Source organism: Usitatibacter rugosus (assembly GCF_013003965.1).
In the GTDB taxonomy this organism is placed as follows: Bacteria; Pseudomonadota; Gammaproteobacteria; order Burkholderiales; family Usitatibacteraceae; genus Usitatibacter; species Usitatibacter rugosus.
Genome location: NZ_CP053069.1, coordinates 1,302,988 through 1,322,534 on the forward strand (window position 1 = coordinate 1,302,988; position 19,547 = coordinate 1,322,534).

20 protein-coding genes and 1 pseudogene are annotated in these 19,547 nt (G+C 67.5%); 15 read left to right on the forward strand and 6 right to left on the reverse strand.

Translation table 11 applies throughout. The features are described from left to right. Positions 1–6 precede the first annotated feature (6 nt). Positions 7–876, forward strand: coding sequence for an RNA methyltransferase (locus tag DSM104443_RS06515; RefSeq protein WP_343034655.1), 870 nt, complete (start codon positions 7–9; stop codon positions 874–876). Here the strand turns inward: DSM104443_RS06515 and DSM104443_RS06520 are convergent. Next, positions 815–1,966 (reverse strand): annotated as a pseudogene (locus tag DSM104443_RS06520) (MFS transporter); the annotation flags it as partial. The gene DSM104443_RS06515 and the pseudogene DSM104443_RS06520 overlap by 62 nt on opposite strands. 105 nt (positions 1,967–2,071) lie before the next feature. Here DSM104443_RS06520 and cysE point away from each other — a divergent pair. From cysE to iscX, 10 genes are all read left to right on the forward strand, one after another. Beyond that, positions 2,072–2,788, forward strand: coding sequence for a serine O-acetyltransferase (gene cysE, locus DSM104443_RS06525; protein WP_171090588.1), 717 nt, complete (start codon positions 2,072–2,074; stop codon positions 2,786–2,788). A gap of 68 nt (positions 2,789–2,856) precedes the next feature. Beyond that, on the forward strand, positions 2,857–3,315 hold the full coding sequence (iscR, locus tag DSM104443_RS06530) for a Fe-S cluster assembly transcriptional regulator IscR (protein WP_171090590.1): 459 nt from the start codon (positions 2,857–2,859) through the stop codon (positions 3,313–3,315). Positions 3,316–3,317: 2 nt separating this feature from the next. Next, positions 3,318–4,526, forward strand: coding sequence for an IscS subfamily cysteine desulfurase (locus DSM104443_RS06535; RefSeq protein WP_171090592.1), 1,209 nt, complete (start codon positions 3,318–3,320; stop codon positions 4,524–4,526). Positions 4,527–4,549: 23 nt separating this feature from the next. Then, positions 4,550–4,981, forward strand: a complete 432-nt coding sequence (gene iscU / locus DSM104443_RS06540) for a Fe-S cluster assembly scaffold IscU (RefSeq protein ID WP_171090594.1) — start codon at positions 4,550–4,552, stop codon at positions 4,979–4,981. A gap of 1 nt (position 4,982) precedes the next feature. Next, positions 4,983–5,306, forward strand: a complete 324-nt coding sequence (gene iscA / locus DSM104443_RS06545; RefSeq protein WP_171090595.1) for an iron-sulfur cluster assembly protein IscA — start codon at positions 4,983–4,985, stop codon at positions 5,304–5,306. Next, on the forward strand, positions 5,303–5,839 hold the full coding sequence (hscB, locus tag DSM104443_RS06550; protein ID WP_281359549.1) for a Fe-S protein assembly co-chaperone HscB: 537 nt from the start codon (positions 5,303–5,305) through the stop codon (positions 5,837–5,839). The genes iscA and hscB overlap by 4 nt, the downstream gene beginning before the upstream one ends. Then, positions 5,836–6,810 (forward strand): questin oxidase family protein, encoded by a 975-nt coding sequence (locus tag DSM104443_RS06555; protein WP_171090597.1) that lies wholly within the window; start codon positions 5,836–5,838, stop codon positions 6,808–6,810. Before hscB ends, DSM104443_RS06555 begins: the two co-directional genes overlap by 4 nt. 3 nt (positions 6,811–6,813) lie before the next feature. Continuing rightward, the gene (gene hscA, locus DSM104443_RS06560) at positions 6,814–8,682 is read left to right on the forward strand and encodes a Fe-S protein assembly chaperone HscA (RefSeq protein WP_171090599.1); all 1,869 of its coding nucleotides are present in this window, start codon (positions 6,814–6,816) and stop codon (positions 8,680–8,682) included. Continuing rightward, on the forward strand, positions 8,679–9,017 hold the full coding sequence (gene fdx, locus DSM104443_RS06565) for an ISC system 2Fe-2S type ferredoxin (protein ID WP_171090602.1): 339 nt from the start codon (positions 8,679–8,681) through the stop codon (positions 9,015–9,017). The genes hscA and fdx overlap by 4 nt, the downstream gene beginning before the upstream one ends. Positions 9,018–9,069: 52 nt before the next feature. Continuing rightward, complete coding sequence (gene iscX / locus DSM104443_RS06570) at positions 9,070–9,264, forward strand: Fe-S cluster assembly protein IscX (protein ID WP_171090604.1); 195 nt, start codon at positions 9,070–9,072, stop codon at positions 9,262–9,264. Positions 9,265–9,294: 30 nt separating this feature from the next. On the opposite strand, the gene DSM104443_RS06575 is transcribed toward iscX, so the two are convergent. Next, positions 9,295–10,479: an ABC transporter substrate-binding protein gene (locus DSM104443_RS06575; RefSeq protein ID WP_171090606.1), complete on the reverse strand. Its 1,185-nt coding sequence runs from the start codon at positions 10,477–10,479 to the stop codon at positions 9,295–9,297. Positions 10,480–10,678: 199 nt separating this feature from the next. On the opposite strand from DSM104443_RS06575, the gene DSM104443_RS06580 reads away from it, so the two are divergent. The 4 genes from DSM104443_RS06580 (at position 10,679) to DSM104443_RS06595 (ending at position 15,272) form a co-directional block, all read left to right on the forward strand. After that, positions 10,679–11,521, forward strand: a complete 843-nt coding sequence (locus tag DSM104443_RS06580) for an amino acid ABC transporter substrate-binding protein (protein WP_171090608.1) — start codon at positions 10,679–10,681, stop codon at positions 11,519–11,521. Positions 11,522–11,629: 108 nt separating this feature from the next. Continuing rightward, entirely contained in the window at positions 11,630–12,919 is a 1,290-nt protein-coding gene (locus DSM104443_RS06585; RefSeq protein WP_171090610.1) for a PQQ-dependent sugar dehydrogenase, read from the forward strand. After that, a complete protein-coding gene (locus DSM104443_RS06590; protein ID WP_171090612.1) occupies positions 12,916–13,221 on the forward strand; it encodes a c-type cytochrome in 306 nt (101 codons plus the stop codon). The genes DSM104443_RS06585 and DSM104443_RS06590 overlap by 4 nt, the downstream gene beginning before the upstream one ends. Next, entirely contained in the window at positions 13,218–15,272 is a 2,055-nt protein-coding gene (locus tag DSM104443_RS06595; RefSeq protein WP_171090614.1) for a TonB-dependent receptor family protein, read from the forward strand. Before DSM104443_RS06590 ends, DSM104443_RS06595 begins: the two co-directional genes overlap by 4 nt. Here DSM104443_RS06595 and DSM104443_RS06600 read toward each other — a convergent pair. From DSM104443_RS06600 to DSM104443_RS06615, 4 genes are all read right to left on the reverse strand, one after another. Then, the gene (locus DSM104443_RS06600; protein WP_171090615.1) at positions 15,269–15,808 is read right to left on the reverse strand and encodes a GNAT family N-acetyltransferase; all 540 of its coding nucleotides are present in this window, start codon (positions 15,806–15,808) and stop codon (positions 15,269–15,271) included. The two genes, DSM104443_RS06595 and DSM104443_RS06600, sit on opposite strands and share 4 nt — an antisense overlap. Positions 15,809–16,160: 352 nt before the next feature. After that, on the reverse strand, positions 16,161–17,519 hold the full coding sequence (locus DSM104443_RS06605; RefSeq protein ID WP_171090617.1) for a sigma 54-interacting transcriptional regulator: 1,359 nt from the start codon (positions 17,517–17,519) through the stop codon (positions 16,161–16,163). Continuing rightward, positions 17,519–18,082 (reverse strand): hypothetical protein, encoded by a 564-nt coding sequence (locus tag DSM104443_RS06610; RefSeq protein WP_171090619.1) that lies wholly within the window; start codon positions 18,080–18,082, stop codon positions 17,519–17,521. The genes DSM104443_RS06605 and DSM104443_RS06610 overlap by 1 nt, the downstream gene beginning before the upstream one ends. After that, positions 18,079–19,521 carry a sensor histidine kinase gene (locus DSM104443_RS06615; RefSeq protein ID WP_171090622.1) on the reverse strand — a complete coding sequence of 481 codons (1,443 nt, stop codon included), beginning with the start codon at positions 19,519–19,521 and terminating at the stop codon, positions 18,079–18,081. Before DSM104443_RS06615 ends, DSM104443_RS06610 begins: the two co-directional genes overlap by 4 nt. Positions 19,522–19,547: the final 26 nt, after the last annotated feature.

A 19,547-nucleotide genomic window follows, 5' to 3' on the forward strand; every position in this document is an offset into this window, starting at 1 on the left:
TTTACTATGGAGCCCGCCAACGCCCTTTCGGGCACTCGCATCGTCCTCGTCCGCACCAGCCATCCGGGCAATATCGGCGCTGCGGCGCGCGCGATGTGGACGATGGGTTTCGCCGACCTCGCGCTCGTGCAGCCGCGCCATTTCCCTCACCCGGAAGCCACCGCGATGGCCGCGGGTGCCTCCGATCGGCTCGCGAACGTCACGGTGCACGAGACGCTCGAGTCGGCGCTTTCGGGCTGCGTGCACGCGGTGGGCTTCAGCGCGCGGCGCCGGGATCTTTCGCATGCCGTCGTGGCCCTTCGCGAGGCGGCACCGGCGATCGTCGCGGCCACGCTCGAGGGGCGGGTGGCGCTGGTGTTCGGCAACGAGACTTCGGGCCTGAGCAATGCCGAGCTCGCGCGCTGCCAGGCCTTCGCCACGATCCCCGCCAATCCCGCGTACGGCTCGCTCAACCTCGCGATGGCCGTGCAAGTGGCCTGCTACGAGGTCGCGGTCGCCGCCAACGCGCACGTCCCTGCGAAAGGGCGCGAGCGCCTGCCCGCGACGATGGACGACCTCGAGGGCCTGTTCGCGCACCTGGAGCGAGCCTCGCTGCACACCGGCTTCGTCGATCCCGTGAAGCCCGGGCGATTCCTCGAGCACATGCGCCGGCTCTTCGCGCGGGCGCGGCTCGAGCGGCCGGAGGTAAAGCTGTTGCGCGGGCTGCTGGGAGCGCTCGAGGCGAAGGCCGCGGCGGCGGCGAGCGCGGCTACTCCGCGGGCCGCGGCGAAACCGAAGGCGCCGGCGAAACCGGCAGCGCGAAAGCGAGCAGCGCCATCGCGAAAGCCAGCGCGGCCGCCGTCGCGAAAACGCTCGGGAGCCCGTAAGTCTCGATGAGCGTGCCGCCCAGCGCCATCCCGGCGCCGAGGCCCGTCACGATGAACGTCGAGGACCACGTGAACGCCTCGGTGGCGTACTTGGCGGGTGCCAGCCGCGACACCAGCACCGATTGCGAAGCGATCGACGGCGCGATCAGCATGCCGGCCAGGAACGCGACGACGGCGAAGAGCACCGGCACGTCGATCACCGGAAGGTGCAGCAGCAGCGGGATCGTCATGAGGCCCATCGCGGCCACGAACTGCCGCTCCACCGGAAGCTTGAGCCTCAGTCCCCCGAAGATGGCGCCTCCGAACGCGCTTCCCAGCCCGTTCAACGCGAGCAGCAGGCCGGCGGTCGCGGGCGATCCGAGGTAGGTGCCGTAGCCGGGATAGCCGACTTCGAGCAGGCCGAAGGACGTCGTGAGGCCGAAGGAGGCGAGGAAAAGCAGCCACAGGCGCGGCTCCGTGAGCGGGCCGAGGAAGTGGCGCTCGCCGGCGGGCTCGCGCTTGAAGTACGAGAGCGCGGGCGACACCTGGTAGATCACGAACGAGGCCACGACGACTCCGATCGCGAGCCCGAACGCGACCGTGGTCCCGAACACCGCGAGCACCAGCGCGATGATCGCCGGGCCGGCGGTGAAGTTGATCTCGATCAGCACCGAGTCGAGCGAGAAGGCCGTGCGCCGGTCTTCCTCGCTCTCGAAGCGATGGCGCCAGATCGTGCGCGTGAGGACCGTGATCGGCTGCGCGAATGCGCCCGATACCGCGACCGCGATCGCGACCACGGCGAACGACATCCCCGCGAGCGTGGAGGCGATGACGCACGCGAGCGCGATGGGTTGCACGAGGCCGGTCACGATCAGCGGCAGGCGCGGCCCCTTGCGGTCGATCAACCGGCCCTGGATCGGAGCGGCGATCGCCATCGAGAGGAAGAAGATCCCGCTGGCGCTTCCCGCCAGCGTGAAAGAGCCGAGGTGCTCGCGCAGGAACATGAGCATCGCGAACCCCACCATCCCGATCGGCATGCGCGACAGCAGCGCGACCACCATCAGGGTGGCGACGTCGGGCTGGCGAAGGAAATCGAGGTACCGCCGGAAAAACGGCTGCATGCGAGGGTCGGGAGCGAGGAAAAAAGCCCGGGTGGCCCCGGGGCAATAGTTGATAACTTTACTCGGGAATTATATATTCGGTCCAGACGCCCCCTGAGCCCAGCCATGTTCCGAAAGATCCGCGAGGACATCCAGTGCGTTTTCGAGCGCGACCCGGCCGCCCGCACGGTCTGGGAGGTGCTCACGTGCTATCCGGGCTTCCACGCGCTGCAATTCCACCGGATTTCCCACGGCCTCTGGAATGCCGGCTTCAAGTGGCTCGGCCGCCTGGGCTCCCACTTCGGCCGCTTCTTCACCGGCATCGAGATTCATCCTGGCGCCACGATCGGCCGGCGGGTCTTCATCGACCACGGGATGGGCGTCGTTATCGGTGAAACGGCGGAGATCGGCGACGATTGCACCCTTTACCACGGAGTTACGCTCGGCGGCGTGTCCTGGAATCAGGGCAAAAGGCACCCCACATTGGGTAAGGGGGTGGTTGTCGGCGCGGGGGCCAAGATCCTGGGCCCCTTCATCGTCGGGGACGGCGCCAAGGTGGGCTCCAACTCCGTCGTCGTGAAAGCGGTCCCCCCGGGGGCCACCGTCGTGGGCATCCCCGCCCGGGTCGTGGAGATGAACAGCAAGTCGGAGGCGGGCCGCATGGCCTTCGACGCGTATGCCGTCAGCGCGGACCTGGATGATCCGCTGAACCGGGTGATCCAGGCCCTGGGAACCCGGTCCGATGACATCGACGGACGGTTGGAAGAGATTCTCCTTCGGATTCAAGCGCTTGAAACACCAGCTGAAGAATCCGGGCGGCGCTCGGCGGGCAGCCAGCGTTAGCAAGGGCTTACCGGGGCGCCAGAACTAAAGTCGACTAAATTAGTCGGATTTGTTAGAATGAGGCCACTATGAGACTCACCACCAAGGGTAGATTCGCGGTCACCGCCATGCTCGACCTGGCGCTGAACTCGACACACGGGCCGGTCACGCTTTCGGGCATCAGCGGCCGCCAGAAGATCTCGCTGTCGTACCTGGAGCAGCTCTTCGGCAAGCTCCGCCGGCGCGAGCTGGTGGAAAGCGTCCGCGGCCCCGGCGGCGGCTACAACCTCGCCCGCCCGGCCACCGAAGTCACGGTCGCCGACATCATCTGCGCCGTCGAGGAGCCGATCGATTCCACGCAGTGCAGCGGCCGCGAGAACTGCCGCGACAACGAGCGCTGCATGACGCACGACCTCTGGGAAGAGCTGAACGAGACCGTCTACGGCTTCCTGTCGACGGTGAAGCTCTCGCAGCTGGTCGAGAAGCAGCGCACGCGCCCGGTGGCGATGGTGCGCAATCCCGCCAAGCCGGAACCCGTATCGGCCTGAACATGAAGCGGCCCATCTACCTCGATTACTCGGCGACCACGCCGGTCGACCCGCGCGTGGCGCAGGCGATGATCCCGTGGCTCACCGAGCAGTTCGGCAATCCCGCCTCGCGCAGCCACGCCTTCGGGTGGGAAGCCGAGCAAGCGGTGGAGAACGCGCGCGCGGAAGTCGCGAAGCTCGTGAACGCCGATGCCAAGGAAATCGTGTGGACCTCCGGGGCCACCGAGAGCGACAACCTCGCGATCAAGGGCGCCGCCTTCTTCTACAAGACGAAGGGCAAGCACCTCATCACGATGAAGACCGAGCACAAGGCCGTGCTCGACACGATGCGCGAGCTGGAGCGCCAGGGCTTCGAGGTCACGTACCTCGATCCGAAGCCGGATGGCCTGCTCGACCTCGAGGTGTTCAAGGCCGCGATCCGCCCCGACACGATCGTCGTCTCGATCATGCACGTGAACAACGAGATCGGCGTGATCCAGCCCATCGCGGAGATCGGCGAGATCACGCGCTCCAAGGGCATCATCTTCCACGTCGATGCCGCGCAGTCCACCGGCAAGGCGCCGATCGACCTCGAGAAGCTGAAGGTCGACCTCATGAGCTTCAGCGCGCACAAGACGTACGGCCCGAAGGGCATCGGCGCGCTCTACATCCGCCGCAAGCCGCGCGTGCGCCTCGAAGCGCAGATGCACGGCGGCGGCCACGAGAAGGGCTTCCGCTCGGGCACGCTGCCCACGCACCAGATCGTCGGCATGGGCGAGGCGTTTCGCATCGCGCGTGAGGAGATGGCCACCGAGGGCGAGCGCATCCGCATGCTGCGCGACCGCCTGCTCGCGGGCCTGAAGGACATGGAAGAGGTCTACGTGAACGGCGACCTCGAGCAACGCGTCCCGCATAACCTCAATGTGAGCTTCAACTTCGTCGAGGGCGAGTCGCTGATCATGGGCATCAAGGAGCTGGCGGTTTCGTCGGGCTCCGCGTGCACCTCGGCGTCGCTCGAGCCCTCGTACGTGCTGCGTGCGCTGGGCAGGAACGATGAGCTCGCGCACAGCTCCATCCGCTTTACCCTCGGCCGTTTCACGACCGAGGCCGACATCGACTTCGCGGTGAAGCTTCTCAAGGAGCGCATCGGCAAGCTCCGCGAGATGAGCCCGCTGTGGGAGATGTACAAGGACGGCATCGACCTCAATACGGTCCAGTGGGCCGCGCACTAGAGCAAGACTGAGGAGCACCTAAAATGGCATACAGCGAAAAAGTCATCGATCACTACGAGAACCCGCGCAACGTCGGCTCCTTCGGCAAGGACGAGTCGGGCGTGGCCACCGGCATGGTGGGCGCACCTGCGTGCGGCGACGTGATGAAGCTTCAAATCAAGGTGGGCCCGGACGGGCGCATCGCCGATGCGAAGTTCAAGACGTACGGCTGCGGCTCGGCCATCGCTTCTTCCTCGCTCGTGACCGAGTGGGTGAAGGGCAAGACGCTCGCCGAGGCGGAGACCATCCGCAATACGCAGATCGCGGAGGAGCTGGCACTCCCCCCCGTGAAGATCCACTGCTCCATCCTTGCGGAAGATGCGATCAAGGCCGCTGTCGCGGACTACCGCAAGAAGCATGGAACCCCGGAGAGCACGGAGAACACGGAGAAGCCCGGTTTGAGGGCGGCGGACTGACATGGCGGTCACTCTTACCTCTGCTGCGGCCGACCACGTTCAGCGCTATATCGCGAAGCGTGGGAAAGGTATCGGCCTTCGCCTGGGCGTGAAGACGACCGGCTGCTCGGGTCTTGCGTACAAGCTCGAGTTCGCCGACACCGCGCAGGATGGCGACCAGGAATTCGAATCGAACGGCGTGAAGGTGCTGATCGACCCGAAGAGCCTTGCCTACCTCGACGGCACCGAGCTCGACTTCGTGAAGGAAGGCCTCAACGAAGGCTTCAAGTTCAACAACCCGAACGAGAAGGATCGCTGCGGCTGCGGTGAGTCGTTCAACGTTTGAATGAGGGCGCGAACCACTTCGAGCTGATGGGACTGCCGGTCGCTTTCGCGATCGATGCTCCCAAGCTCGAGCGTGCCTACCGCGAGCTGCAGTCCCGCGTGCACCCCGACAAGTTCGCCGCCGGCTCGGGCACCGACAAGCGCCTCGCCATGCAATGGGCCACGCGCGCCAACGAGGCGTACCGAACCCTCAAGGATCCCGTCGCCCGGGCTCGCTACATGCTCTCGCTCAAGGGGTTCGACACCGGCGAAGAGACCAACACTTCCATGCCGCCCGATTTCCTGATGGAGCAGATGGAGCTGCGCGAGGCCGCCGCCGAGGCGCGCGCCGCCCGCGACGCTTCCGCCCTCCAGGGCCTGCACAAGACCCTGGCGGCCAGCCGCGACGACATGATCCGCCAGCTTGGCCGCGCCCTCGACGCCGACCATAACTACGACGCGGGCTGCTCGCTCGTGAGGAAGCTCCGCTTCCTCGAGAAACTGGACGAGGAGCTCGACGAGGCGCTCGAGCTGATGCACGAGGAAGCGCGATGAGCCTCAAGCCTTCGACGGTTGCACGGATCGAGGCGGCGCATCGCTTCGGCGCCTTCTATCGCGGCTACCTCGCCAACCACCTGCCGATGGCGCTCGCCTCACTGGACCGCATGGGTGCGGACGAGGCGACGCTGGAGCGCTTCGAGGCGCAGCACGTCGAGACGCACCTGGAGCCGATCGGCAACGATCCGCGCTTCGCGCAGGCCGTGGAAGCTTTCGCGCAACGCATCGCGCTCGAGGGCCGCGACGCGGTCCTGCGCTCCACGATCGGTCACCTCGTCACCGGGACCGGCAGCGGAGCCTTCCATGGCGCGATCCGCACGGCCTTCGCGCTCGAATCGGGCAGCGACCGGGAGATGGCGCATGCGCTCGCCTATTGGACGCTCGCCTTCGAGCCGCTGCCCGCGCCGCCCGCGCTCACGGGCAGCGAGACGCCGCACGAGGTGCTGATCGCGATCTCGCGCGATCCGCGCTTCGCGAAGCATCGCTTTCCCGGCAAGAACATCGCCGAGCGCCTGCAGTCCGCCTCGCGCGACCCGGCCTTCGCAGGCCTCGTCGCCCGCGTGGATCCCGCGAAGCTCTCGGTGGCCTCGATCGCCGCGGCCATGATCCGCGTCTACGCGGCGTCCACGGACTTCACGATGCTGCACGGCGTCACCGGCACGCATGCGTTCCGATTGCTGGCGCCGTTCTCGTCCGCCCCCGCGCTCGCCACCGCGCAGCTGTGGCAGGCGGTCGTCGCGGCCTACCTCGGCGCGGGCAGTCCCGCCGCCGAAGGCGAGGCGCTGAAGGGCAGCGACGCGCTCGCCTGGAAGGACATCCACGCGCGGGCGATCCGATGCACCGACGAGCACGACATCAAGCTCGCCTACTCGTGCTGGGAGGAATGCGGCCACTCGGGCGACGATCTCTATCGCCGCGTCGCGAGCAGCGTGGTGTGCCACGCGCTGCGCGAAACGGTGGAGTGTTGACCGATGGCATTGCTGCAGATTTCCGAGCCGGGCGAGACCCCGGACCCGCACCAGCACCGCCGCGCGGTCGGCATCGACCTCGGCACCACGCATTCGCTCGTGGCCACCATCCGCAGCGGGTCCTCGGAGGTGATCGCCGACGAGGCGGGCCGTCCGCTGCTGCCCTCGATCGTCCGCTACCTGCCTGACGGTTCCATCGTGGTCGGCGAGGAGGCGCGGGCCGCGCAGGCCGACGATCCCGCCAACACCATCGTCTCCGTGAAGCGCTTCATGGGCCGCGGCGTGGCCGATGTCGCCAAGTACGGCGCGCTTCCCTATCGCTTCCGCGGCGGCGGCGGCATGGTCGGCATCGAGACGGCCGCGGGCGTGCGCTCGCCGGTGCAGGTCTCGGCGGAGATCCTGAAGCGCTTGCGGGACCAGGCCGAGCGCGCGCTGGGCGGCGAGCTCTTCGGTGCCGTCGTGACGGTTCCCGCGTACTTCGACGACGCGCAGCGCCAGGCCACCAAGGATGCCGCGCGCCTCGCGGGCCTGAACGTGCTGCGGCTGCTGAACGAACCCACGGCAGCGGCCATCGCCTACGGCCTCGACCATCGCAGCGAGGGCACCTTCGCGATCTTCGATCTCGGCGGCGGCACCTTCGACATCTCGATCCTGCGCCTCACGCGCGGCGTGTTCGAGGTGCTCTCCACCAACGGCGACTCGGCCCTGGGCGGCGACGACTTCGACATGGCCATCGCGACGCACTGGCGCACCCGCCACCAGCTCGCCGACGCGTCGGGCCGCGACACGCGCAGGATGCTCGCGACCGCGCGCCAGGTGAAGGAAGCCCTGACCACCGCGACCGAAGCCGATGCGCACGTGGCCCTCTCGCACGGGCAGAAGGTTCATCTTCATCTCACGCGCGCGGAATTCCAGGACATCACCGCGAGCCTGGTGCAGAAGACGCTCTCGCCCACGAGGAAGGCCCTGCGCGATGCGAACCTCCGCGTGGAGGAGATCGAAGGCGTCGTGCTGGTCGGCGGCGCCACGCGCATGCCGCACCTGCAGGCGGGCGTCGAGAAGTTCTTCGGCAAGCCCGCGCTGAAGGATCTCGACCCGGACCAGGTCGTCGCGCTCGGCGCGGCGATCCAGGCCAACGTGCTCGCGGGCAACCGCACCGGCGACGACTGGCTGCTGCTCGACGTGATCCCGCTCTCGCTCGGGCTGGAGACGATGGGCGGCCTGGTCGAGCGCGTCATCCCGCGCAACTCCACGATCCCCGTCGCGCGTGCGCAGGAATTCACCACGTTCAAGGACGGCCAGTCGGCGATGGCGATCCACGTCGTTCAGGGCGAGCGCGAGCTCGTGGCCGACAACCGTTCGCTCGCGCGCTTCGAGCTGCGCGGCATTCCGCCGATGGTGGCCGGTGCCGCGCGCATCCAGGTCACCTTTCAAGTCGACGCGGATGGCCTGCTCGCGGTCTCCGCACGCGAGAAGACCACCGGCGTCGAGTCCTCCATCGTCGTGAAGCCCTCGTACGGGCTCACGGACGACGAGGTCGCCCGCATGCTGCAGGAAGGCTTCGTGCACGCGGAGGGCGATCGCGACGCGCGGGCGCTGGGTGAGCAGCAGGTCGAGGCCGAGGCGATGATCGCCGCGGTCGGCACGGCGCTCGCCAAGGACGGCGACCTCCTCTCGAAGGAAGAGCGCGCTTCGCTGGACGGATTGCTCGCGAAGCTGGAGGCCGCGCGCCTCGGCTCCGACCACCGGGCGCTGAAGGCGGCGATCGAGGCCGTGAACCACGGCAGCGAAGCCTTCGCCGCGCGCCGCATGAATCGCGCGGTCGCCACGGCCTTCACGGGGCGCACCGTGGACGAGGTCGCCTCGCGATGACCAAGCTCACCGTCCTGCCGCACGAGACGCTGTGCCCGGGCGGCAAGGTGATCGAGGCCGCGGAGGGCCGCTCGATCTGCGACGTGCTGCTCGAGAACGGCATCGAGATCGAGCATGCGTGCGAGAAGTCGTGCGCCTGCACCACGTGCCACGTGATCGTGCGCGAGGGCTTCAATTCCCTCGAGACCGCGAGCGACAAGGAAGACGACCTCCTCGACAAGGCCTGGGGCCTCGAGCTCACCTCGCGGCTTTCCTGCCAGGCGCGCGTGGACGGCTCACCGCTCACTATCGAGATTCCCAAGTACACGCTGAACCAGGTGAGCGAGAGCAAGTAGCATCTCGCCATCCCCGCGAAGGCAGGGATCCATCCTTCGAAAGGCACGAGAAATGAAGTGGGTCGACACGCGCGAGATCGCCATCGCGCTCTGCGAGAAGCATCCCGACGTGGATCCGAAGGCCGTGAACTTCGTCGACCTTCGCAACTGGGTCCTGGCCCTCGACGGCTTCGACGACGACCCGAAGCGCTCGGGCGAGAAGATCCTCGAGGCGATCCAGATGACCTGGATCGAGGAAGCCGACTGAGCGTTTCGCCTTCCCGCCGGTGATGCTGCCCTAGCGGCGGAAGGCGCCCGACCGGTCGATGATCGAGAGGTCGGTGAATTCGAGCCCGCTGTGGTCGGTGGGCGAGTAGGCGAGGCGCACGCCGCCCAGGTCGATGTCGAGGGTTTCCAGTGAGCGCTGCAGGTCGGCGCGCGTGCACGTGCCGGCGCAGCGGCGCAGTGCCTCCACCGTCACCTTGGCCGCCGCGTAGCCCTCCATCATGGCGGGGGTGAGCTGCATGTTGCGTTTCTGGGCCAGGCGGGTCGCTTCGCGCGCGAGGGGTACGTTGGCCACGCGCTCGTCGGGGAAGACCTGCGTGACCATCACGCCGGTCGCGTTTCCGCCGAGCGACTTCACGAATCCGGTCGACGCATTGTTGGAGACGGTGGCCACCGGAGCCATCACGCCCTGGCCGCGCAGGGCCTCGATGCCCGTGGCCACGGCCTGGCCGGCGCCGATCAGCACGATGGAATCGGGGTTCGCCTTCTTCACGTCCGGGACCAGCTTCGCGATGTCGACCGTCTTGCGGTCGAACTTGTAGACGCCGATCGGCTTCAGGTTGCGCTCGGCGAGGCCGGCCACGATGCCTTCGGCCACATCGTCGCCGAACGAGTCCTGCACGTGGATGAGCGCGATGCGCTGCTTGCCGAGCAGGGCGAGGAAGGAGGCGAGCTTCGTCGCTTCGGAGCGGTAGGCGGTGCGGACGTTGAAGACCATCTTCTTCACCGGCTTGTGCAGCACCATCGCGCCGGTGGACGGGCCGATGAGGGGCACGCCGGCCTTGTCGATGATCGGCAGGATGGCTTCGTTGTGCGGCGTGCCGCGCACGAGCAGCAGCGCGTCCACGTGATCGACGTCGACCAGCTGCTCGACGTTCTTGATGGTCCGGGTCACCTCGAAGTTGTCGTCACGCTGAAGGACCTCGATCTTCCGGCCCTTCACGCCGCCGGTCTCGTTGACCATGTCGAAGTAGAGCTTGGCGCCGTCGAGGAGCTCGAGCATCGAGGCGGAGTTGGGTCCGCTCGACGGGCCGCTGTTGCCGATGCGGAAGGGATTCGCTCCGGGGGGCACGGCCTTCGGGGACGAGGCGGCGGCCGCCTTCGCCGAGATCGCGGCGCTGGAGACGTTGTTGTTCGCCGGCTGGGCCAGGGCGGCACCCAGGGGGAGCAGGGCGGCAATCAGCAGAAATGTGCGCATCGTCACTTTCTTTCTTGTTGTGTTGCAACGTTGTTCATATGGGATGCCGGGCATCGTATCGGCGAGGGCCGCGGACGCGTGTGTGACTGATCACAAAGGGGATTCACCGAGGAATACAGGTGTAAGGAAGCCCGTAGCGGAAGCGGGTCCCGGCGGGGGCGTGGATAATGGCGCTTCCACCCTCCAGGGAGTCCCCCGAATGAAACGTATTGCCCTCGCCGGCATCCTTTGCGCCGGCCTGATCGCGTCGGCCCAGGCCGGCACGCTCGACGACATCAAGAAGCGCGGCACCATCCGCCTCGGCTATTCCGAGACCTCCGTCCCGTTCTCGTGGAAGAAGGCGGAGGGCGGCGAGGTCGCTGGCTACTCCGTCGAGCTCTGCAAGCGCGTCGCCGCGGGCGTGGCGAAGCAGCTGAAGCTGGCGGACCTGAAGACCGAATGGGTCGCTCTCACGCCGGCCGATCGCGTGACGGCCGTGGCCTCGGGGAAGGTGGACCTCGAGTGCGGCACCACGACGACCTCCCTCGGGCGCCGCGAGAAGGTCGAGTTCAGCGTCCCCATCTTCGTGGACTCCTCGACGCTGATGGGCCGCGAGTCGTCGGCCAACACCATGGTGCAGATGGCGGGCAAGAAGATCGCCGTTGCCGAGAACACGACGACGGTCGGTGCCGTGGAACGCGCGCTTGCTCGCCGTTCGCTGAAAGCGGAGATCGTGAAGACCAAGACGGTGGCCGAGGCTTTCGAGCTGCTGAAGGCCGGCAAGGTCGACGCGATGGCCGGCGACCGCACCGTGCTCGTGGGTACCTTCTATGGCGGCGGCGGCGCGCAGGGGCTCGTGGTGTTCGGCGAGGACCTCTCGATGGAGCCGTACGGCCTGGTGCTGCGCCGGGGCGATCCCGACTTCCGCCTCGCCGTGGATCGCATCCTCGCCAACGTCTATCGCACGGAGATCGACCAGATCTACGCGCAGTGGCTCTCGCCGCTGGGCAAGCCCACGCCGCCGCTGCTGATGATGTACCTGCTGAACGCGCTGCCGGATTAAGTAACGGCGCTGCATACCGGCGTGGTGGGTCCCCGGTTTGACACCGGGGTCGCCAGGCGTACGATCTTCGAAGGCCCCGTCCTGAGGGCCACTCAGAGGAGAGAACGCATGAACCGCCACGCCGCGCTTTGCTGTGCGCTGGTCGGCTCGCTCGCGATCGGATTCTCGATCCCGGCTTCCGCCCAGGCGCCCAACATCGAGAAGCTGAAGCAGATGAAGGTCTCGGGCACGGACCTGAACATCCCGCCCGTGCTGCAAACCGGACCGAATGCCACGGCGATCCGCGAGAACCTGAAGCGGGTCAAGCTGCCGCCGGGCTTCAAGATCGACCTGTACGCCATCGTCCCGGACGCACGCCACATGGCGGTCGCGCCGTCGACGAACATGCTGTTTGTCGGCACGCGGAAAACCACGGTGTGGGCGGTGACCGACCGCAACAGCGACGGCGTGGCCGACGAAGTGAAGGCGTTCGCGCCCTCGCTCAAGTTCAGCGTGCCCAACGGCGTGTGCTGGACGAGGGACGGCTTCCTCCTCGTAATCGACCACAACCGCGTGCTGAACTTCCCCGCGGCCGAGTTCTTCTATGAAGGCCCGGACGTCGCGGTGATCGAGGTGGTGCCGCAGGGCAAGCTGATCCCCGTGGAAGAGGAGTCGTACAACCACGGGGCGCGCACCTGCCGCGTGGGCAAGGACGGTCTGCTCTACATCACGCTGGGCCAGCCGTTCAACGTGCAGCCGCGCGAGAAGCTGAAGATCTTCGACGAGTGGGGCATCGGCGGCATCGTGCGCATGAACGCTTTCGACGGCAGCAAGCGCGAGGTCTACGCACGCGGCATCCGCAACTCGGTCGGCCTGGAGTTCAACCCGAAGGACAACACGCTCTGGTTCACCGACAACCAGACCGACGGGATGGGTGACGACATCCCCGCGGGCGAGATCAACCGCGCGACGCAGGCCGGCCAGTTCTTCGGCTATCCGTGGATCCAGGGCAAGACCCGCATCACCGAGTTCGGCTACGACAAGGATCCGCTGCCGAACAACGTGACGAACCCGCAGGTGTACATGGATGCGCACGCCGCGGATCTCGGGCTCGCGTTCTACACGGGCAACAAGTTCCCCGCGAAGTACCGCGGCGGGCTCTTCAGCGCGCAGCACGGCTCTTGGAACCGCACGACGCCGATCGGGGCCCGCATCATGTTCACCAGCCTCAAGGCCGATGGCACCGCCGACAAGACGGAAGTCTTCGCCGACGGCTGGCTCGACGCCGAGACGGGCCTGTATCGCGGGCGCCCGGTGGACGTGGCGATGATGAAGGACGGCTCGATGCTCATCTCCGACGACTTCGCGGGCGCCATCTACCGCGTCGTCTACGTCGGCGAGGCGCCGCCCGCCCGGTGAGGCGAGCGGTATCCATCCTGCTGGTCGCGGCGCTCTCGGGCGCCGCGGCCGCAGCTCCTCCTGAAAAGGCCAGGCTGTGCGTCGCCTGCCACGGCGTGGAAGGCCTGAGCGTCCAGCCGGACGCACCCAACCTCGCGGGACAACCCGAGATCTACGTGCGTGACCAGCTGCGTGCCTATCGCAGCGGCAAGCGCACGCACGAGGTGATGGGCGTGATCGCGAAGCCGCTCACCGACGCGGAGATCGCCGAGCTGGCCGCGTATTATTCGGCCATCGCCATCGAGCTGAAGAAGAAGCCTTGAAGGGTTCCCTTGCGTTGACCGCGGCGTTCGCCGCGTTGCCGGTTGCGGCCCAGTCACCGGGCGCAGAAGATCCGGTTCCCCTCGATCCGATTGTCGTCACCGCAACGCGCGGCGAGACGCGCGTGTTCGACACGCCCGCCTCGGTGAGCGTCGTCGACGGCTCGGTGATCCGCCTCGCGGGCCCGCAGGTGAACCTCTCCGAGGCGCTCTCGCGCGTGCCCGGCCTCACGATCCTGAATCGCCAGAACTACGCGCAGGATCTCCAGCTCTCGATCCGCGGCTTCGGTTCGCGCTCGACCTTCGGCATCCGCGGTGTGCGCCTCGTCGTCGACGGCATTCCCGCGACCATGCCGGACGGCCAGGGCCAGGCGTCGAACATCATGCTGTCGTCCACGAGCCGCATCGAGGTGCTGCGCGGCCCGCTCGCACTCCTCTACGGGAACTCGGCCGGCGGGGTCGTGCAGGCCTTCTCCGAGGCCGGCTCGCCGCAACCGACGCTGACCGCGGGCGGCTCGATCGGCTCCTATGACGCACAGCGCTACGACCTGCAGTTCTCCGGATCCAGCGGAGCGCATGCCTACACGGTCGACGCCGCGACGTTCTCCACCGACGGCTATCGCGACCACAGCGAGGCGCGCCGCGACCAGCTGAACGCCAAGTGGCGCTGGGACGTGAGCGGGGCCACGCGGCTGGAGACCGTGGTGAACGTGCTGGACCAGCCGCATTCGCTCGATCCTCTCGGGCTCACGCGCGCGCAGTGGGAGGAGAACCCGCGCCAGGCTCCCGCGATCGCCTACACGCAGGACGCGAGCAAGACCGTGCGCCAGAAGCAGGTGGGCACGGTGCTCGAGCATGCGTTCGACGACCGCACGCAATTCACCGCGCGGGCCTACGTGGGCCAGCGCGATCTCGAGAACGCGCTCTCCACGCCGCTGGCGAACCAGGTCGCGCCGACTTCGGCGGGCGGCATCGTCGTGTTCGAGCGCATCTATGCCGGTGCAGCCGCGCAGGTCGCGCGCCGCTTCACCTGGGATGCCGGAATCGGCGGGCGCGTCGTGGCGGGCCTCGAGTACGACCGCATGGAAGAGGATCGCCAGGGCTACATCAACAACGCCGGCCAGCGCGGGGCGTTGAAGCGCGACGAGGACAACACCGTCTACAACGGCGACGCATTCGTGCTCGCCACGCTCGACCTCGGCGAGCGCTGGAGCTTGGCCGGCGGTGCCCGCTACAGCGGCGTTCACTTCAAGACGCAGGACCACTACATCGCGCCCGGCAACCCCGACGACAGCGGCTCGCTCGACTTCACCTCGACCAGCCCCGCGCTCGGGCTCACCTGGCACGCCGCGCCGTCGGTGAATGTCTACGCCAACGCCGGGCGCGGCTTCGAGTCGCCGACCTTCACCGAGCTCGCGTATCGCAACGGGGCATCGGGCCTCAACACCAGCCTCAACGCCTCCAAGAGCCGCCACGGCGAGCTGGGTGTGAAGTGGCGCGTCGGCGCGCACGCAATCGATGCGGCCGTGTACGAGATCCGCACGCGCGACGAGATCGTCGTCGACACCAACGTCGGCGGCCGCTCGACCTTTCGCAACGCCGGCGGGACCACGCGGCGCGGCGCGGAGATCTCGGCCAATGGACCGCTCGGCGGCGACCTGCGCTACACCCTCTCCGCCACGCGCCTGGATGCCACGTTCGACAGCGGCGGCTTCCTTCCGGCCACGCCCGACAAGAGCGCGTTCGCCGAGCTTGCGTGGGTGCCGCGCGCCTGGCCCGGCCTGCAGGCCGGCGTCGAGGTCGTGCACACCGGGCGCCTCTTCGTGAACGATGCGAACGAGGACAGCGCGCCGTCGGTCACCGTGACCAACCTGCGCCTCGCCTATACGTGGCGCTTCGGCGACTGGGAGGCCACGGCCCTGGCTCGTCTCGAGAACGCGACCGATCGCAACTACGCGGGCTCGGTGATCGTGAACGAGGCCAATCGACGCTTCTTCGAACCGGCGCCGCCGCGCAACGCCATGGGATCGCTCACGGTTCGTTATCGTTTCTAGGATTCGCTTCCAGGATCGCTTCCGGGAGCAAGCGCGAGGCTCGCTACGCGGATGCCCCGGTCGCCGGGATGGGGCGTGACGGAGAAACCCACCTTGCGGGCGAGCGCCAGCATCGCGGCATTGCCCGCGAGGATCTCTCCGAAGAGCTCGCGTAGTCCCCGCCGCCGCGCCTCGTCGACCAAGGCCCGCAACATGCGCGTGCCGATGCCGCTGCCCTGCCACTCGTCGGCCAGCAGCAGCGCGAACTCGGCGCGGTCCCCCGGAGCGACGACGAAGAACTGGCCCGCGCCCACGGCGATCTCGCGGCCGGCGTCCTCGGCCGTCACGATGAGTGCGTGGGCCAGCTTCGGATCGGGATCGACGGTCTTGCGCAGGCGCTCGTCGTTCGGCTTCCAGGCGCGGATGAAGAAGCGCAGGTAGCGCGAGCGCGGCGACAGCCGCCGCAGGGCCTCGCGGGCGATGTCGAAGTCGGCAGGGACCAGCGGGCGCAGGGTGAGCGCCTTGCCCTCCTCGTTCGTCCAGCGCTCGGTGGCCATGGCGCCATCCTCACGGGAAAAAAGGGCAAAAAAAAGGGGCAGGAAACCTGCCCCACAAGGCGCACTCTTAAATACAGGAGGGTGAATGACTTGGCGGGGGGATGGAACCGCTTCGGTCATCGCTCCCTTCGGGAGGGAGCGACACTCCCGGGGGAGTGCTCACAGCTATTCAGCAAGGTCGATGCCACATTGTCCAAGTCCCTGAATCCCAACGATATGACATTTGTCACAGTTCTGGCGTTACGGTGAGTACCCACCAATGTGTCGGGTTCCGGCGACAGGGGGTGGGCTGTATTGGCCTATCGTGTTGATTTAGTTACGAAAATTCATGTCGCTGAAAAACGACAGGGTGTCATTTGACGTCCGGCTTGAAAAGCGCGGCCTCGATGCCGTGGCGCTGCAGCAGTTTGTAGAACTCCGTGCGGTTGCGCCGCGCGAGTTTCGCCGCCTGCGTGACGCTTCCCTTGGTGAGCTTGAGGATGCGCGTGAGGTAGTCGCGCTCGAAGCGCTTCCTCGCGTCCTCGAACGACGTCATCTCGTGCATTTCCACTTGAATGGCCTGCTCGACGAAGGCCTGCGGGATGATCTGCGTCGGGCAGAGCGCGATCGACTGCTCGACCACGTTGTAGAGCTGGCGCACGTTGCCCGGCCACTTCGCCTTCACGAGGAGCTCGAGCGCTTCCGGCGCGAACGCGGACTTCTCGCGTCCATAGCGCGGCGCGAGCTTCTCGAGGAAATGATCGGCGAGCATCGGGATGTCTTCGGGCCGTTCGGCGAGCGAAGGCAGGCGCAGCGTGACGACGTTCAGCCGGTAGTAGAGATCCTCGCGGAAGCCGCCCGTCTCCTTCTCGCGCGCGAGGTCGCGATGGGTCGCGGAGATGATGCGCACGTCGAACGGAATGGCGCGCGTGGCGCCGATGGGCCGGACCTCGCGCGTCTCGATCACGCGCAGCAGCTTCACCTGGAGGGCGAGCGGCATGTCGCCGATCTCGTCGAGGAACAGCGTTCCCTTGTCGGCCGCGACGAACAGGCCGCGCTGGTCGGCGATCGCGCCCGTGAACGAGCCCTTGGTGTGGCCGAAGAGCTCGCTCTCCAGCAGCGTCTCGGGGATGGCGCCGCAGTTGATCGCGACGAAGGCATGGTTGGCGCGCGGGCTGGCGCGATGGATGGCTCGCGCGAGCAATTCCTTGCCCGTGCCGCTCTCGCCCTGGATGAGGATGCTCGCGTCGCCCGCGGCAACACGCTGCGCCTTCGCGAGCAGGTCTTCCATCAGCGAGGAGCGCGTGACGAGATCCTCGCGCCACACCTGGCCGCCGCCGGAGCGCAGCGCCCCGCCATGCAGGGTGAGCGCGCGCTCGATCTGCGCCAGCAGCTCGTCGGCATCGTAGGGCTTGGTGAGGTAGCCGAAGACGCCGCGATTCACGGCGGTCACGGCTTCGGGAATCGATCCGTGCGCGGTGAGGATGATCACCGGCAACCCGGGATAAGAGGCCTGGATCTCCTGGAAGAGCGCCATGCCGTCCATGCCGTCCATGCGCAGATCCGTGAGCACGAGCTCGGGACGCGAGTGCGAGATGGACGCGAGCGCGCGCTGCCCGCTCTCGACCGCCGTCACCGCGTATCCGTTGGCCTTCAGGCGAATGGAGAGGAGCCGGAGGAGATCCGGATCGTCGTCGACCAGCAGCAGCGAAGCCTTGCCTTCCTTCGACATCAATTTCCCTTGCGCCCCGAGAGGCTTTTTTCCAGGTTCGTCAGCGCATCGAGCTTCTGCTGCAGCTGCGCGTTTCGCTCCTGGAGCGTGTCCGCGCGCTGCCGCTGGGACTCGAGGGCCCGCCGGTCATCCTTGGCTTTTGTACCGGCGGCCGCCGCGGTTTCCTTCAATTTCCGGCGTTCGACCGTCTGGTGTTGCAAGAAGCTTGCCATCGCACGCACATCCGGATCGATTCCCTTCGGCTCCCGGGCCAGCGGCTCCACGAGCATCAGGATCTCGCTTTCCTCCGATTGCAGGGCCGAGAGCGCCAGGGCGAGCTTGAGGCGGCTCACCTCGCCGGGCTGCTGCTTGATGAACTCCCGCTGGCGCGTGGCCTCGAGCGTGAGGCCGGTGTCGTCCAGGTCGCGGAGCCGCGCCAGGTAGGCCACCAGCTCGTCGGCGGTGGAGGGCGGGCGGGGCGGAGGCGGTGCGGTGGTGGACGTCGAGGACTCGGGCAGGACGCTGCAGGCGCCGAGGGTGGCGGCCAGCAGGAGGGTTCCGAGGTATTTCAGGCTCCGCCTCATGCGGCCTCCTCCATGTCTCTCTTCCGGGGAATGCGGATGCGGAAGTGCGCTCCGGGGCCTTCCAGGATCTCCACCTGCCCTTTGTGGAGCTGCACGTACTCCTTCACGATCGACAGGCCCAGGCCGCTGCCCTTGATCGCGGAGACGGGCGCGTCGGTCCCGCGGAAGAAGGCGTCGAAGACCTTGTCGCGCTCGGATTCCGGGATGCCCGGGCCTTCGTCGAGCACTTCGAACACCGCGTCGGCGGCATCCTTGTAGAGCTTGATCGAGATGAGGCCGCGCTCGGGGGAGAACCGCACGGCGTTGGACATCAGGTTGTCGAGGAGCACGCGGACCTTCTCTTCGTCGCAGAACGCGGTGACGTTCTCGCAGTTGAGCTCGATTCGGATTCCCTTCGCCACCAGCGCGAGCTTCCGGTCGTTGACGACGCGGCGGACCACCTCGCGCAGCTGCACGATCTTCGCGTCGATGTACGAGGCCTGGTGGTGGACGGCGCTGTAGTTGAGCAGGCCCTCGATCAGGCGGCGCAGCTCGATCGAGTTCTCCTGCAGGATGCGCGCGATCTCGCGCTGCTCCGGATTCAAATTTCCCACCACGCCGGAGAAGAGGAGGTCGGAGCCCTCGCGCAGCGCCGTGAGCGGCGTCTTCAGCTCGTGCGAGAGGTGCTGCAGGAAGCGCGTCTTCTGCGCCTCGAGCGTCACGAGGCGCTCCCGCAGCCAATCGAGCTGCTCGCCGAGCCGCACCATGTCGCCCGGGCCTTCGATGCGGATCGGACGCGCGAACTGTCCCTCGCCCAGCCCGCGGATGCCCGCGCTCACCTGTGAGATCGGCTTCGCGATGAGGAAGGTGAACGACGCGATGAGCAGGATGGCGGTGGGGATCATCGCGATCATCAGCCAGAAGACGCGGTTGCGGGACTTGACGGCTTGGACCCGCAGCTCCTCGATGCCCTCGTCGATGACGAGGTCGCCGAGGCGCACCAGGGCCTGGGCACGCGTGGAGAGCTGCGCGAACTCGCTCGCGAGGCGAATCGAAAGATCCGGCGTGGGTGCACTGCGGCCGATGGCGGCGGCGATCGACTCTTCCTGACGGGAGAGCGACGTGAGCTCACCGCGCTGCTCGTCCGTGAGCGCCATTTCCTCCAGCTGCTTCACCGCGCCCTGGAACGCCGAACGGTTGGCGCGGTAGGCCTCCAGGAACGTCGCCTCGCCGGCGACCGCGTACTGGCGGGCCGAGCGCTCGAGCGCCGTCACGTTCCCCGTGAGCGCGCGAGACGATTGCGTCACCTTCACCGCCGAGAGCACCGCCTGCTCGGAGATCGCGGCCAGCCGCTCGAACGCGACGGCATTCGAGAAGAGCGCGAAGAGCAGCGGTGCGGCCACGATCGTGAAGCCGATCAGCAGCAGCGACAGGAAGGAGCGCGGATAGGTGAGCCTCATGCCTCGCCCGCGGGTGTGGGTGCTAC

What these genes read in the sequence shown, in the direction of transcription:
- cysE (WP_171090588.1), top strand. Translation starts at nt 2,072, where the DNA reads ATGTTCCGAAAGATCCGCGAGGACATCCAGTGCGTTTTCGAGCGCGAC.
- iscX (WP_171090604.1), top strand. Translation starts at nt 9,070, where the DNA reads ATGAAGTGGGTCGACACGCGCGAGATCGCCATCGCGCTCTGCGAGAAG.
- iscR (WP_171090590.1), top strand. Translation starts at nt 2,857, where the DNA reads ATGAGACTCACCACCAAGGGTAGATTCGCGGTCACCGCCATGCTCGAC.
- iscU (WP_171090594.1), top strand. Translation starts at nt 4,550, where the DNA reads ATGGCATACAGCGAAAAAGTCATCGATCACTACGAGAACCCGCGCAAC.
- DSM104443_RS06585 (WP_171090610.1), top strand. Translation starts at nt 11,630, where the DNA reads ATGAACCGCCACGCCGCGCTTTGCTGTGCGCTGGTCGGCTCGCTCGCG.
- fdx (WP_171090602.1), top strand. Translation starts at nt 8,679, where the DNA reads ATGACCAAGCTCACCGTCCTGCCGCACGAGACGCTGTGCCCGGGCGGC.
- DSM104443_RS06555 (WP_171090597.1), top strand. Translation starts at nt 5,836, where the DNA reads ATGAGCCTCAAGCCTTCGACGGTTGCACGGATCGAGGCGGCGCATCGC.
- DSM104443_RS06575 (WP_171090606.1), bottom strand. Translation starts at nt 10,479, where the DNA reads ATGCGCACATTTCTGCTGATTGCCGCCCTGCTCCCCCTGGGTGCCGCC.
- DSM104443_RS06610 (WP_171090619.1), bottom strand. Translation starts at nt 18,082, where the DNA reads ATGAGGCGGAGCCTGAAATACCTCGGAACCCTCCTGCTGGCCGCCACC.
- DSM104443_RS06600 (WP_171090615.1), bottom strand. Translation starts at nt 15,808, where the DNA reads ATGGCCACCGAGCGCTGGACGAACGAGGAGGGCAAGGCGCTCACCCTG.
- iscA (WP_171090595.1), top strand. Translation starts at nt 4,983, where the DNA reads ATGGCGGTCACTCTTACCTCTGCTGCGGCCGACCACGTTCAGCGCTAT.
- hscA (WP_171090599.1), top strand. Translation starts at nt 6,814, where the DNA reads ATGGCATTGCTGCAGATTTCCGAGCCGGGCGAGACCCCGGACCCGCAC.
- DSM104443_RS06605 (WP_171090617.1), bottom strand. Translation starts at nt 17,519, where the DNA reads ATGTCGAAGGAAGGCAAGGCTTCGCTGCTGCTGGTCGACGACGATCCG.
- DSM104443_RS06615 (WP_171090622.1), bottom strand. Translation starts at nt 19,521, where the DNA reads ATGAGGCTCACCTATCCGCGCTCCTTCCTGTCGCTGCTGCTGATCGGC.
- DSM104443_RS06580 (WP_171090608.1), top strand. Translation starts at nt 10,679, where the DNA reads ATGAAACGTATTGCCCTCGCCGGCATCCTTTGCGCCGGCCTGATCGCG.
- DSM104443_RS06515 (WP_343034655.1), top strand. Translation starts at nt 7, where the DNA reads ATGGAGCCCGCCAACGCCCTTTCGGGCACTCGCATCGTCCTCGTCCGC.
- DSM104443_RS06535 (WP_171090592.1), top strand. Translation starts at nt 3,318, where the DNA reads ATGAAGCGGCCCATCTACCTCGATTACTCGGCGACCACGCCGGTCGAC.